The organism is Pantoea sp. MBLJ3 (genome assembly GCF_000816655.1).
GTDB lineage: Bacteria > Pseudomonadota > Gammaproteobacteria > Enterobacterales > Enterobacteriaceae > Pantoea > Pantoea eucalypti.
In genome coordinates this window covers 248478-262550 of sequence record NZ_JSUT01000012.1, presented here as the reverse complement: position 1 = coordinate 262550, position 14073 = coordinate 248478, and the positions used below count along the sequence as shown (strand labels likewise).

Sequence of the window (14073 nt, the reverse complement as noted above, 5' to 3'; positions counted from 1 at the left end):
ATAGCGCCGGGCAGTCACTGCTTACCACGACGCCTTGTGAGCCAGCCAGCGTTCCTGAAGCGCACTCAGTTGCTGGGCATTGGTTTTCCAGCGATGCGTAGCCTGCAGCTCACCGCGGGTAAACCTGCCCTGATGATACAGCTGCGTCACGCGCTCTGACCCGACCGGGATCAGGTTATCCAGCACACTGATGGCTCCCTGGCGTTGATTGCAGACCAGAATCATGTCGCAACCGGCAGAAAGGGACTGCTGCGCCCGCTCAGAATAGCTTCCCATCACGGCGGCGCCCTCCATCGACAAATCGTCGGAGAAAATCACGCCATTAAAGCCCAGTTGCTCGCGCAACACGGTTTTCAGCCAGTATGGCGAGCCGCTGGCGGGCAGCGGGTCAACGTCGGTGTAGATGACGTGAGCAGGCATGATGGCATCCAGCGCCTGCTCGGTGATCAGCTTGCTGAAGATCGCCATGTCATGCTCACGGAGCGTTTTTTCGTCGCGCGGATCCCGTGGCGTCTCTTTATGCGAATCGGCGCTGACCGCACCATGCCCCGGGAAATGTTTACCTGTGGTCTTCATGCCTGCCTCGTGCATCCCCGCTATAAAGCGGCGGGCAACAGCAAGGGCAATGGCCGGATCGGCGTGGAAAGAACGGTCGCCAATCGCGGCGCTGATATGACCAATGTCGAGCACCGGCGCAAAGCTGATATCGATATCCATCGCGATCATTTCGGCCGCCATCTGCCAGCCCGCCTGCTGCGCCATCTCACCTGCGGTGTCTGCATCGTGAAGCGCGGCGAAGGATTGCATCGCGGGCAGTTGAGTAAAGCCGTCACGGAAACGCTGAACGCGACCGCCCTCCTGGTCCACCGCAACCACCAGCCGGGAGTGAGAGGCCGCGCGGATCTGCCGCACCAGCTCTGCCAGCTGAGCCGGGTCGTGATAATTTCGGGCAAATAAAATTAAGCCGCCGACCAGCGGGTGCTTCAGGATGTCGCGCTCTTCGCCATCCAGTTCATAGCCCTCAACGTCAAGCATCAGCGGGCCGGGTAAATGTGTTCTCATAACCTGAATCCTGTGGCGTTATGCAGCTGCATAACGCGATTAAATCTGTTCCCAGCTCTGTCGGGCCAGCTGGTGTAATGTTTCGTTTTCACTCTGACTGGCACGCAGCTGATACCAGCTGGCCATCAGCAAGCGCAGCCAGGGTTGCCAGCGTCTGACCTGCTGCACCAGCGCGGGAAGCGGCAGCTGCATCGCCGCTGCATACTCTGCCAGCCAGTCGGCATCGTGCTGCGGATCGCTGGCACAGACGGCCGCCAGTTCCAGCGCCACGTCGCCATCGGCAGCATATTCCCAGTCAATCAGACGCAGGCCTTCGGGACCTTGTATGACATTACCGGCATGCAGATCCATGTGCAGCGGTGCCAGCCTCAGCGGCCGGGGCTCACCCTGCTGCGTCAGGCGCCTGAGCGCTCGCAGCCAGCGATGATGCCGCTGAGGTGTAAGCTGCCAGTAATCCCACAGTAGCGATAACATCGACAGTTGATAGCCGGTCAGCGGCTGCTGGTGCAGTTGCTTCAGAAGGGCCACGATCTGCGGACGTTGCTCGCCGAAGCGTTGTGCATCCAGCGCCTCGCCCGCGCACCAGGTCAGGATAATTCCCTGACGATGTGACGCTACGGGCTGCGGCGCCAGCCCCGTGGTTCTCAACTTTCGTAACAGTCGGAATTCTCGCTGCCGGTCCACAAAGGGAATAGCCGGTTGCGGTGTCGCCCGAACGATAAAGGTGCCGGACGGGCTGACAATCTTCTGGCTGTGTCCGGTCAGACCGGCCAGCGGCATAATCAATGCTTTGTCTGGTTCGCCCGTGACCTGTTCAATGATCCGCTGGAATGCCGGATTAATTCTGAGCAATGCCGTTGCCGGACCAGATGATCTCGCCGGTCTGAACCAGCATCAGCTGCATCTGCAGGGTCGGTGTTTTAACATCGCCACGTGCGTTACTGTAGAGCACATACTGTGCGTTGAGGTTGCGCGCCAGGCCAATGGCTTTACTGCGCGAGTTCAGGCTGTCATCCGGCGATAATCCCAGCGTCTGCTTGGCCTGTGCCAGTTGATCTGCAGAGACGAGGGTGAATTTACCGTTATTATTCAGCGCATTCTGGATTGCTGCCGTGGCTTTGTCGCTTTGCAGCGAGCCATTGGTGCTGTTTTTGATCCGATCGACCAGCAGCACGCTGCCAGGCTCGGCGCTGGCGGCCTGTAACATCTGCGCCACCAGCGGCTGAACGGTGGCATCCCAGTTGATAGTCACCAGTTTTGGCGGCTGCGGCACAGGCTGCGGTTGCGGTACCGGTTCAGGTTGCGGAACGGGCTGGGTTGGCTCAGCGGGCTGGGTCGGTTCAACCGGTGCAGGCTGCTGCTGCTGTTTCACAACACAGCCGGTCAGAATGAGCGCCATCAGAAGCGTTCCGGTACGATTAAAACTGCGTATCACGATGAAAATCCTTAAAGATAGAGATAAAGACGAACCTTACTGGCAGTCAGGTTACCCATTTGCGAGGCGGCGACTATGCTGCCCTGCGCCGGAACGGTGACGGTCTGCGCCGGTTCCTGCGGGGTGATTTCCAGCCCTTTGTCGTCATACCAGTAATAACGGTAGTGCACAACGACCGGTGTTTCGCGCTGATTATAGAGCACGCTGGTGGCACGTTTGAGTCCATCGTTCTCATCCAGCGTCGGCTCATCGGTAATAATCCCTGCCGACAGCACAGAGGACTCCATCACCAGTGACTGTGACGTATTGATCATCGGTTTATCACTGCTGCAAGCCGTCAGGCAGAGCAGGATCGGCAGGCCAGTCAGCCAGGATCGCATAGCACGTTTCCGTTATCAGTTAGAGAGCATCGGACCCAGCGGTTCGCCGCCCAGCAGATGCATATGAATGTGATAAACCTCCTGACCACCATGTTGATTGCAGTTCACAATCAGACGATAACCATTTTGGTCGATACCTTCCTGGCGGGCGATTTTCGCCGCGGTGGTAAACATGCGTCCCAGCGCGTGCTCGTGCGCGGCTTCCACCTCGTTGACCGTGGGGATCAGCACATTCGGCACGATTAAAATATGCGTCGGTGCTTTAGGCGAAATATCACGGAAGGCCGTGACCAGCTCGTCCTGGTAAACCACATCAGCGGGGATTTCGCGGCGGATAATTTTACTAAAAATGGTTTCTTCAGCCATGGTGCAATTCCTTTAGCCTGAGTCGTAATTAATCAGTATGCGGGAGAAATTTGTTTTCTTTCAACCTCAGTACCACTTTTCTTGCATTGTTCGCGTGCCTTTGCAGCAGCCCCTCACTCCCCTGCCTGAAACCCCAGTATGAATACCCATAAAGCAGCCGCCATCACATAAAAATGAAACGCTGTTTTATAAATTAGAATTATGCCCCCCTTTTCTTTGCCTGATTGCCACTTCAACGCTTTTGGTTGCCAGATTGCGAAGGTTTAACCGCCGCGTCAGCTCTACTTTGCTAATCAGTCCGGGGGAGATGTCTGGCGTCACCCGGTCAAATTGCCCCATAACATTAAGGAGCCTCACACATGCGCTCACGTAAAATTGGTCCTGGCCACTATCTGGCCTATGGATCTGGCGATTTTCTCGGAGCAGGCACAACGGCGCTGACTGCCGCCTGGTTACTCTATTTTTACACGACCTTTTGTGGATTAACCCCCATTCAGGCCACGCTGATTTTCGCCGCCGCTCGCGTGCTGGACGCCGTGGTCAGCCCGCTGATGGGCTTCCTTACCGACAACTTCGGTTCAACCTGGCTGGGCAAACGTTTTGGCCGCCGGAAATTCTTTATCCTGCTCGGCATACCCTGTGTCTTCAGTTATAGCCTGATGTGGGTTAGCGACATGAGTTTCTGGTGGTATCTCTGCACTTACCTGCTGTTTGATATCGTCTACACCATGATTCTGGTGCCTTATGAAACGCTGGTGCCGGAAATGACCGACGACTTTAAACAGAAGACCCGCTTTTCCGGGGCGCGAATTGGTCTGGCACAATTATCAGCGATACTGGCCGCATTCTTACCCGGTATTTTGCTGAGCATGCTGGGCAAAGAAAATCCCCTCTCCTTTTTCTATGCCAGCCTGGTGTTCTCAGTAATTTGCGCGCTGGTACTGACGCTGGTGTGGTGCTTTACCTGGGAACGTCACCCCGATGACTTTTCTGCCGAATCACGCCGTGCGGAGCAGGAAAAGCAGCAGCTGACGCTGATGCAGAGTCTTAAACGGCTCTATGTCGAACTGGCCTCAACCTTACGTATCCGTATCTTCCGGCAACACCTTGGCATGTATCTCGGCGGCTATATTGCTCAGGATGTGTTTAACGCCGTCTTTACATGGTACGTGGTGTTTGTGCTGATGCAGAGTGCACAGGTTGCCTCCAGCCTGATGGGCACAATGGCAGTCTTGCAGTTTATTGCTGTGATGGTGATGATCCCGCTCTGTATCCGTATGGGACCGGCCCCTGCCTATCGTCTGGTCGCCATACTCTTTGGCCTCGCCGCGCTCTCCTATGCCGGTCTTTGGTATACCGGAATGAACGACAACATGTCTCTGCTGCTGGTGATCTCTGCCGTCGCAGGCCTGGGGCGTGGCGGCATCAACTATGTGCCGTGGAACACCTACACCTATATCGCCGATGTGGATGAGGTGATCACCGGTCAGCGCCGTGAAGGGATATTTGCCGGCATCATGACCCTGACGCGTAAAGCGTCCCAGGCGGGTGCCGTCATGCTGGTGGGCATCGTGCTGCAGCTCTCCGGCTTTGTCTCTGGCCAGGCCACGCAGGCGCCGGGCGTCAGCCACACTATTCTGGCGATTCTCAGCATCGGCACGGTGGCCGTGCTGACCTGCGGCTTTATTGTCTCACTGCGTTTTAAACTGAATTTGCAGACGCACACCGTGCTGCGCCAGGAGACGCTGAAGATGCGCGAGGCAGGCCGTATCGTGCCGGAAAGTCTCACCCCGGAAGCACGGAGCATTGTCGAAACGCTGGCAGGCATGCCTTACGAGAATCTATGGGGTAACAACAACATTGGCTTCCTTAATCGCAACAAGCCCGCGCCGGAAAAACTTACCGCACATCCCGTATTAACCCCTTCTTTAAACACCACCTTAAAACGACAGGAATAAACCATGACTGTATTTCCCGTTAAACACAGCAAGTTATTGTGCCAGCCTGAGTATCTGCTGCCACGCAGCGAACTGGTTCAGCTGATTCAGAAACTGACTCAGAATCTGGTCAATATCACGGATGAAACAGGCGAATTTTTATTACGGCTGGACGATGGCCGGGTGATTGATACTAAAGGCTGGGCGGGCTGGGAATGGACACACGGCATCGGCCTGTACGGCATGCTGCACTACTATCAGCAGACCGGTGACGCGCAGACGCTGGCCATCATTGACAGGTGGTTTACGCAGCGTCTGGCGGAAGGCACGCCGACCAAAAACGTGAATACCGTGTGCCCCTTTCTGACGCTGGCTTATCGTTACGAAGAGACCAGAAACCCGGCCTGGGTGCCGGTGCTGGAGCGCTGGGCAGAATGGGTCATGTATGAGATGCCGCGTACTGAACAGGGCGGCCTGCAGCATATTGTCTATAACAATGAGAACACCCAGCAGCTCTGGGACGATACGCTGATGATGAGCGTAATGGCACTGGCTAAAATTGGTCAGTTGCTGAAGCGCGTTGAGTGGGTTGAAGAAGCGAGCTATCAGTTTCTGCTGCATACCCAGTATCTGATGGATCGCGAAACCGGCTTATGGTTTCACGGCTGGAACTTTGATGGCCGCCATAACTTCGCCAATGCGCGCTGGGCGCGCGGCAACAGCTGGGTGACGATTGTCATTCCCGACTTCCTGGAGATGATGAACTGGCCTGAACATCACGCGACCCGTCGCTTTCTGCAGCAGGTGCTGGAGAGCCAGGTCAACGCGTTGAAGGCCTGTCAGCACAGCAGCGGATTGTGGCACACCCTGCTCGATGATCCGCACAGCTATCCGGAAGCGTCTGCCACCGCCGGGTTTGCCTATGGCATCCTGAAAGCGGTGCGCAAGCGTTATCTGCCCGCTGCGTATCGAGAGGTGGCAGAAAAAGCGCTGCACGGCGTAATTGCCAATATTGATGAAGATGGCGAGCTGAAGCAGGTCTCTTTTGGTACTGCAATGGGCAGTAACCTGGACTACTACCGCACGGTTCCCCTGACCTCCATGCCGTACGGTCAGGCGATGGCCCTGCTCTGTCTGACTGAGTATCTGCGTGTTTACCTCTGAGTCCTGGCCAAAAAAAAGCCCCGCTAAGCGGGGCTTTTTCATCTCTTAATGATTACATGCTGCGGATGTAATCATCCATATCGGTTTTCAGGTTATCGGATTTGGTTCCGAAAATTGCCTGTACACCGGAACCCGCAACCACCACGCCACGAGCGCCGAGGTTTTTCAGCTCAGACTGATCCACTTTCGCTACATCAGCAACGCTGACACGTAAACGGGTGATACAGGCATCCAGGTTGGTGATGTTCTCTTTACCACCAAACGCAGCTACCAGTTTGCCCGCCATCTCCGTTCCGGTCGCGGTAGACTGCTCGCTGCTGCTGCTCTCTTCACGGCCAGGCGTTTTCAGATCCAGTTTCGCAATCAGGACGCGGAATACGGTGTAGTAAACCAGGCCATAGATGATGCCGATAATCGGGAACAGCCAGATTTTGCTGCTGTTGCCGCTCAGCACGATGAAGTCGATCAGACCGTGTGAGAAGCTGGTGCCATCACGCATTCCGAGCAGGATACAGATTGGGAAGGCCAGACCTGCCAGCAGCGCATGGATCACATACAGAATCGGCGCCACGAACATGAATGAGAATTCAATCGGTTCGGTGATACCGGTCAGGAATGAGGTCAGCGCAGCAGAGATCATGATGCCGCCAACTTTGGCACGGTTTTCAGGTTTCGCTGAATGCCAGATAGCAATCGCGGCCGCTGGCAGACCGTACATTTTGAACAGGAAGCCACCTGAGAGTTTACCTGCGGTCGGGTCACCTGCCATGTAACGTGGGATGTCGCCGTGGAATACCTGACCTGCCGCATTGGTATATTCACCAATCTGCATCTGGAAAGGTACGTTCCAGATGTGATGCAGACCAAATGGCACCAGCGCGCGCTCAACAACGCCGTAGATACCAAAGGCAACAACCGGGTTCTGATAGGCCGCCCACTGTGAGAACTCCTGAATCGCAGCACCGACGGGTGGCCAGATAAAGGAGAGCAGCACACCCAGCACAATCGCCGCCAGGCCAGAGATAATCGGCACAAAGCGTTTACCGGCAAAGAAGCCCAGATATTCTGGCAGCTTGATGCGGTAGAAGCGGTTGAACATGTAAGCGGCGATGGAACCGGCGATGATACCGCCCAGCACCCCGGTATCGGCGAGGTGTTTCGCCTCGATCTCTGCCGCTGGCAGATGCAGCACCAGCGGTGCAACGACCGCCATGGTTTTCACCATGATGCCATACGCGACAACGGCGGCCAGTGCCGAAACGCCGTCGTTGTTAGTGAAGCCCAGCGCCACGCCGATAGCAAAAATCAGTGGCATGTTGGCGAACACCGATCCACCCGCTTCTGCCATTACATGGGAAACCACTGCTGGTAACCAGCTGAAATTGGCTGAACCGACCCCTAACAAAATACCGGCAATCGGCAGAACCGATACCGGCAGCATCAGCGATTTACCGACCTTTTGAAGGTTGGCAAAAGCATTTTTGAACATAGCGTGAAGCTCCTGAGTATGAGTGCATATTTGCGCAGAGCGCGTGGCAAAGAGGGAGGATTCTTTGCCGGGCTGGCGGTGACCGCCTTTTGATTTATTACGAAGGGTAAAATAAATCCCGAATTGTTACTTTGACGGCTATCACGTTTCGACAAACAGAGCCGCGCACTTTACGAAATTTCTGACTGATCCGCACGAGTAATCGACGATAAAAAGCTGACCCTGGCTGAATAGACAGGGTCATATAAGCAGGTTGCAGATTAATTACAGAGAGTGAAATAAAAGACGGTTAGCCGCCCAGATTACTCATGGGGATATGAAACAGCGTTGAAAAGTTTTGAGTGGTGGCAGCGGCCAGCGTTTCCATATCCACGCCTTTTAATACGGCCAGATATTCGGCAACATCGCGCGTATAAGCGGGCTGATTCTCTTTACCGCGATACGGCACGGGTGCCAGATAAGGTGAATCCGTTTCCACCAGCATCCTGTCCAGCGGCACATAACGCGCAGCTTCGCGTAACTGTTCAGCATTGCGGAAGGTGACAATACCGGAAAATGAGATGTAAAAGCCCATATCCAGCAGCTTTGCGGCGGTGGGCTGATCCTCGGTGAAGCAATGCAGCACGCCGCCACAACGCTCGACCTGCTCTTCACGCAAAATCGCCAGCGTATCTTCGCGTGCATCCCGGGTATGAACAATAATCGGTTTATTCAGCGCGATGCCGGTACGGATATGTTCCCGGAATGAGCGCTGCTGCTGATCTTTGGTCTCTGGCTGATAGTGATAATCCAGCCCGGTTTCACCCAGAGCCACGACCTGAGGATCGGCAGAGAGCCGGCGAAACTCCTCAACGTCATAGGCCTCTTCCTGATTCAGCGGATGCACGCCGCAGGAGAGCGCAATGTTTTTTCGATCGCCAACCAGACTTTTCAGGGTGTGAAAACCCGGCAGCGTGGTGGCAATAGCCAGCATAAATTTCACATCACGCGCTGCTGCTTTAGCGATCACATCATCAAGGTCACGGTGGTGCTTTTCATAATCCAGGCCATCAAGATGGCAATGGGAATCAACAATAAACATAATTACTCTCAGGTAGGTTTAGCCGACCAGCGTGGGCTTCTGTAGGTCCGCCCAGCTCAGGAGCTGATCGGTCAGCAATAATTCGCGATTGACTGACGCCACATGCAGTAACTGCTCACGACAGCGCATCCATGCCTGGGTGCTGCTGTTGAGCGCACTGGCGGAAAAGTAACCGGCCAGGAGCTGCACCACATCCTGGCGATCAATATTACTCAGCCATTGTCCCGCATTTTGCTGCCATTTCATGGCATCCAGCAATAACGAGAGCAGCCAGCCGATGCGTGCGGCCGCGTCGTCCGCGTTCAGTGCAGGCAGCAGTTGCAGGATGTCCTGCTGTAACGCAGCGGGCAGCGCATCACAGAGCTTCTGACGGGCTTGCCACGGTCCGGTCTCCAGCAGGCTCAGTGCCGCACCGGGTGCGCCCGCGCCCAGGCGCAACGCCGCCAGCAGCATCTGTTCATCGTGGGAGGATTGCTTCTTCAGCCAGAGCAGACTTTGTCCTTCGTCCGGCGGTGTCAGATGAAGCGTCATGCAGCGGCTGCGCAGCGTGGCCAAAAGGCGTGAGGGGTCACGGCTGCTGAGGAAGAACCAGCTGTTGGCAGGCGGCTCTTCAAGGGTTTTCAGCAGTGCGTTAGCTGCGGCTTCCGAAAGCTGCGCAGCATCTGGCAGCCAGACCACTTTCGCGCCGCCCTGCTGACCAAAGTGATACATCTTTTCCGTCACCTGACGCACCGCATCAATGCCCAGGGTACTTTTGCCCTTCTCTGCCTCAAGCCGATACCAGTCAGGATGGGTGTTGGCCTGCATCAGCTGACAACCGTGGCACTCTCCGCAACTTTTCAGGCCATCCCGCTGCTGGCACATCAGCCAGCGGCTCATTCCCCAGACCAGTGCCTCATCGCCCATGCCCGCCATCGCCTGGATCATCAGCGCATGGTGCGCGCGATTTTCCTGGTGCTGACTGATCACCTGACGGTAAGGCTGATTCAGCCACGGATACCAGTTCATCACGCCTGCTCCGCCAGCCAGCTATCCAGCGTCGCTTTAAGTGACGCGGTCACTTCTTCCAGCGACTGAGTGGCATCAATGGTAAGAATGGTGGGATCGTCTGCTGCCAGCGTCAGATAGCGCGCGCGGGTGCGCTCAAAGAAGCGCAATGACTCCTGCTCAATACGATCCAGCTCGCCACGTGCACGGGCACGCTGGAGACCAATATCAGGTGTCACATCCAGATAGAGCGTCAGGTCGGGACGGAAATCGCCTAAGACAGCATCACGCAGCGTCTGCATCAGTTCACTGTCGAGTCCCCGACCGCCGCCCTGGTAAGCCTGAGAAGAGAGATCGTGTCGATCGCCAATCACCCAGGCACCGCGAGCCAGCGCAGGTTTGATGACGGTCTCCACCAGCTGAACGCGCGCTGCATAGAGCATCAGCAGCTCTGCTTTATCCGTAACCTGCTCACCCTCAATCCCCTGCTTGACCAGTGTCCGCAGCTGTTCTGCCAGCGGCGTGCCGCCCGGTTCACGAGTAAAGACCAGATCGTTGATGCCCCGGGCGCGCAGCGTGGCAACAATAGCATCACGCGCAGTGGTCTTTCCGGCGCCTTCCAGGCCTTCAATGACGATAAACTTACTGTTCATTTTTTTCCTTCAGTGTCTGCCGGTAAATCTGCACCGCTTTGTTATGGCTGGCAAGGTTGGTGGTGAACGTATGTCCACCCTTCCCGTCTGCAACGAAGTAGAGGTAGTTCGTTTTTTCAGGATGCGCTGCTGCCTGAAGTGACGCTTTGCCCGGCATGGCAATCGGGCCAGGCGGCAGCCCGTTAATCGTGTAAGTATTGTACGCGCTGGCGGTTTCAAGATCTTTGCGGGTCAGCGTGCCGTTATAACTGTCACCCATGCCATAGATGACGGTGGGATCGGTCTGCAACCGCATTCCCGTGCGCAGGCGATTAATAAACACCGAGGCGACACGTGCGCGCTCTTCGCTGACACCGGTCTCTTTCTCAATGATGGAGGCCATCGTCACCATATCCTGTGGCGTTTTATAGGGCAGATTGTCCTCCCGTCCCTGCCACACCGCATCAATGGTCTTTTTCATCCGATCATGCGCCCGCTGCAACAGCGCCATATCGGTGGTGTTCGCCGTGTAGAGATAGGTATCCGGGAAGAAGTTGCCTTCCAGTTGTTCAGGCTCCACCTTCAGTGCGCTGGCCAGGGTGGCGAACTGATCGTCTTTCAGGGTGTGCCGGATGTAGGGCGCTTTACGCAGTTCACTCAGCCACTCTTTGAGCCGCTGACCTTCGACGAACCGCACCGGGAATTGCGCCTCTTTGCCGCTGGCCAGCAGCTGTAACAGCGAGCGTACGGTCATGGTTGGCTCAAGGCGATAAGTGCCCGCCTTAAAGGTCGCCAGTTCTGGCTCCAGACGCAGCAGCGCACCAAACCAGATACTGTGGGGAATAATTTTCTGCTCTTCCAGCTGCGCTTCAAGCGCAACCCGCCCCGTGCCGGCAGGCAGCGTATAAATCGTTTCCTGTTTCAGCGTCAATGGGGTGGCAGCAAACTGCTTAACCTGCCAGTAACTCAGCACCGCTGCGAGAACGACGATTGCCAGCAGGCTGACGAGAATCTTTTTACTTCGAATCATGATGCATCCATTATTTGTTCACAGCTTGCCAGCAGCTGCTTAAACAGCGAGCGCTCAGTAAACTGCACCGCTTCTATCTGTCGGACCGGCAGAACCGGCATCAGCGCGTTACATATCACCACTTCATCGGCTGCCAGCAGTTGCGCCGGTTCGCTTTTCACTATCTGGCAAGCCTGACCTGCTGCTGCAAGTTGCGCCATAAGACTCCGCCGCATAATGCCATCGACACCCGATGCCGAGAGATCGGGCGTGAAAATCTGCGTGCCCTGACGCCAGAATAAATTGGCCGCACAGCATTCCACCACCCAACCTTCAGTGTCAAGCACCAGCGCCTCGTCGGCGTCTGTCTGGTCAAGATGAGCCCGGATCATCACCTGCTCCACGCGGTTCAGGTGCTTGATACCGGCAAATTGCGGGTTTCGCGCCAGACGAATCGGACTAAGCCGGAGTCGGGCACCACGCTGCTGAATATCGGTGTAGTGTTGTGGCCAGGCGGCCAGAGAGACGATTCGCACAGGTTCACCACAGCCGCGACGGCTGTAACCCCGCCCGCCGCTGCCCGCGCTGATAATCACTTTCAGCACCGCCTGGGTTTGTTCATAAGCGGCCTGCTTCATCTCGGTCTCAAGCTGATGCCAGTCGACGCCAGCGATCCATAACCGCTCACAGCCCTCTTTAAGGCGCTGAATATGGCTTTCCAGCATCACAATTTTACCCTGACGCACGGCGGCGGTAGTAAAACAGCCATCGCCGAACTGCAGTGCGCGGTCGCTGGCGGCCACTGTCGATTGTCTGAACCCGTTAATCCACATCGTTCTCTCCTGAGCGTGACCTCTGATTTCACCGCATTTTGCAGGATAAAAAAAGGCCCGCATCGCGGGCCTTTTTAGCAATCAGCAACGATTACACTTTACGGAAAATCAATGAACCGTTGGTTCCGCCGAATCCGAAAGAGTTACACAGCGTGTATTCCAGACCAGAAACCTGACGCGCGGTGTGAGGTACGAAGTCAAGATCGCAGCCCTCATCCGGATTGTCGAGATTGATAGTCGGAGGAACAGCCTGGTCGCGCAGTGCCAGAATCGAGTAAATCGCTTCAACAGCGCCTGCGGCACCCAGCAAGTGCCCGGTCATTGATTTGGTTGAGCTGACCATCACACTGCTGGCCGCTGCCCCGAAGACCGATTTCACCGCCTGCGCTTCCGCTTTATCACCCGCTGGCGTGGACGTACCGTGCGCGTTGACATAGCCAATCTGCTCTGGCGTCATTTGGGCATCGCGCAGCGCATTGATCATGGCCGCCGCGGCACCTGAACCATCTTCTGGTGGTGAAGTCATGTGGTAGGCATCGCTGCTCATACCAAAACCTACGATTTCAGCGTAGATTTTTGCGCCACGCTTCTTCGCATGCTCGTACTCTTCGAGAACCACAATGCCGGCACCGTCACCCAGCACAAAACCGTCGCGATCTTTATCCCACGGGCGGCTGGCCGCTTGCGGGTTTTCGTTTCGGGTTGAGAGGGCACGTGCTGCACCAAAACCACCCACGCCTAATGGCGTACTGGCTTTCTCTGCGCCACCCGCCAGCATCACGTCAGCATCGTTATAAGCGATGATACGTGCAGCATGACCGATGTTGTGCACACCAGAGGTACAGGCTGTCGCGATAGAGATGCTTGGACCTTTCAGGCCATACATGATGCTGAGATGCCCCGCCACCATGTTAACGATGGTTGAAGGCACAAAGAATGGGCTGATTTTGCGCGGACCGCCGTTGACCAGTGAAGTATGATTCTCTTCAATCAGACCTAAACCACCGATGCCGGAGCCAATTGCCGCGCCAACACGGCCTGCATTTTCGTCGGTGACAACCAGACCACTGTCCTGCATGGCCTGCATACCGGCTACAATGCCGTACTGGATGAAGGCATCCATCTTGCGCTGATCTTTGCGCGAGATGTAGTCATCACAATTAAAACCTCTTACCAGACCTGCAAAACGCGTTGCATAAGCACTGGTATCAAAATGGTCGATCAGGGTAATGCCGCTCTGACCGGCAAGGAGAGCACTCCAGGTAGACTCTACGGTATTGCCGACAGGAGACAACATGCCAAGACCAGTCACAACTACACGACGCTTAGACACGTTCGTCCTCCAGGGAGGGGAAATAGGGAACTATGTGGGACAAACAAAAAAATCAGGCGGTCGAGCGACCGCCTGAAGATATTCATTAGCCTTTATGGCTATTGATATAGTCGATCGCTGCCTGAACGGTAGTGATTTTCTCAGCTTCTTCGTCTGGAATCTCAGTGTCAAACTCTTCTTCCAGAGCCATCACCAGCTCAACGGTATCAAGAGAATCGGCACCCAGGTCTTCTACGAAAGATGCAGAGTTGGTGACTTCTTCCTCTTTCACACCCAGCTGCTCACTGATGATTTTCTTAACGCGTTGTTCGATATCGCTCATACTATTTAATTTCCTATCAAAACTCGCTTTCGCGATGGTTTTC

General features: G+C 55.6%; 15 protein-coding genes. 2 read left to right on the top strand and 13 right to left on the bottom strand.

From position 1 onward, the window contains the following. Nucleotides 1-21: 21 nt before the first annotated feature. From nagZ to hinT, 5 genes are read right to left on the bottom strand one after another with little or no spacing between them, the layout of a single operon-like run. On the bottom strand, nucleotides 22-1062 hold the full coding sequence (gene nagZ / locus NP77_RS17680) for a beta-N-acetylhexosaminidase (protein WP_039661026.1): 1041 nt from the start codon (nucleotides 1060-1062) through the stop codon (nucleotides 22-24). Nucleotides 1063-1101: 39 nt separating this feature from the next. Beyond that, complete coding sequence (thiK, locus tag NP77_RS17675) at nucleotides 1102-1884, bottom strand: thiamine kinase (RefSeq protein ID WP_050556826.1); 783 nt, start codon at nucleotides 1882-1884, stop codon at nucleotides 1102-1104. Between the two features lie 16 nt (nucleotides 1885-1900). Beyond that, nucleotides 1901-2497 (bottom strand): penicillin-binding protein activator LpoB, encoded by a 597-nt coding sequence (gene lpoB / locus NP77_RS17670; protein WP_003849852.1) that lies wholly within the window; start codon nucleotides 2495-2497, stop codon nucleotides 1901-1903. 11 nt (nucleotides 2498-2508) lie between these two features. Next, nucleotides 2509-2877, bottom strand: coding sequence for a YcfL family protein (locus tag NP77_RS17665; protein ID WP_003849853.1), 369 nt, complete (start codon nucleotides 2875-2877; stop codon nucleotides 2509-2511). Nucleotides 2878-2892: 15 nt separating this feature from the next. Then, a complete protein-coding gene (gene hinT, locus NP77_RS17660) occupies nucleotides 2893-3243 on the bottom strand; it encodes a purine nucleoside phosphoramidase (RefSeq protein WP_003849854.1) in 351 nt (116 codons plus the stop codon). A 359-nt stretch (nucleotides 3244-3602) separates the two neighbouring features. Here hinT and NP77_RS17655 point away from each other — a divergent pair, with 359 nt between their 5' ends. Together NP77_RS17655 and NP77_RS17650 are read left to right on the top strand one after the other, a co-directional pair. After that, the gene (locus NP77_RS17655) at nucleotides 3603-5201 is read left to right on the top strand and encodes an MFS transporter (RefSeq protein WP_003849855.1); all 1599 of its coding nucleotides are present in this window, start codon (nucleotides 3603-3605) and stop codon (nucleotides 5199-5201) included. 3 nt (nucleotides 5202-5204) lie between these two features. Beyond that, nucleotides 5205-6344, top strand: coding sequence for a glycoside hydrolase family 105 protein (locus tag NP77_RS17650; protein ID WP_039661025.1), 1140 nt, complete (start codon nucleotides 5205-5207; stop codon nucleotides 6342-6344). 52 nt (nucleotides 6345-6396) lie between these two features. Here the strand turns inward: NP77_RS17650 and ptsG are convergent, their stop codons facing one another. From ptsG to acpP, 8 genes are all read right to left on the bottom strand, one after another. Next, nucleotides 6397-7833, bottom strand: coding sequence for a PTS glucose transporter subunit IIBC (ptsG, locus tag NP77_RS17645; protein ID WP_003849857.1), 1437 nt, complete (start codon nucleotides 7831-7833; stop codon nucleotides 6397-6399). A gap of 289 nt (nucleotides 7834-8122) precedes the next feature. Beyond that, nucleotides 8123-8914: a metal-dependent hydrolase gene (locus tag NP77_RS17640; protein WP_039661024.1), complete on the bottom strand. Its 792-nt coding sequence runs from the start codon at nucleotides 8912-8914 to the stop codon at nucleotides 8123-8125. A gap of 18 nt (nucleotides 8915-8932) precedes the next feature. Further along, a complete protein-coding gene (holB, locus tag NP77_RS17635) occupies nucleotides 8933-9922 on the bottom strand; it encodes a DNA polymerase III subunit delta' (protein WP_033743184.1) in 990 nt (329 codons plus the stop codon). Continuing rightward, the gene (tmk, locus tag NP77_RS17630) at nucleotides 9922-10554 is read right to left on the bottom strand and encodes a dTMP kinase (RefSeq protein ID WP_003849860.1); all 633 of its coding nucleotides are present in this window, start codon (nucleotides 10552-10554) and stop codon (nucleotides 9922-9924) included. Before tmk ends, holB begins: the two co-directional genes overlap by 1 nt. Further along, entirely contained in the window at nucleotides 10544-11563 is a 1020-nt protein-coding gene (gene mltG, locus NP77_RS17625; protein ID WP_039661022.1) for an endolytic transglycosylase MltG, read from the bottom strand. Before mltG ends, tmk begins: the two co-directional genes overlap by 11 nt. Next, the gene (pabC, locus tag NP77_RS17620) at nucleotides 11560-12375 is read right to left on the bottom strand and encodes an aminodeoxychorismate lyase (RefSeq protein WP_039661020.1); all 816 of its coding nucleotides are present in this window, start codon (nucleotides 12373-12375) and stop codon (nucleotides 11560-11562) included. The genes mltG and pabC overlap by 4 nt, the downstream gene beginning before the upstream one ends. A gap of 91 nt (nucleotides 12376-12466) precedes the next feature. Next, a complete protein-coding gene (gene fabF / locus NP77_RS17615; RefSeq protein ID WP_008925932.1) occupies nucleotides 12467-13708 on the bottom strand; it encodes a beta-ketoacyl-ACP synthase II in 1242 nt (413 codons plus the stop codon). Between the two features lie 85 nt (nucleotides 13709-13793). After that, a complete protein-coding gene (gene acpP, locus NP77_RS17610) occupies nucleotides 13794-14030 on the bottom strand; it encodes an acyl carrier protein (protein WP_003849865.1) in 237 nt (78 codons plus the stop codon). Between the last annotated feature and the right edge of the window lie 43 nt (nucleotides 14031-14073).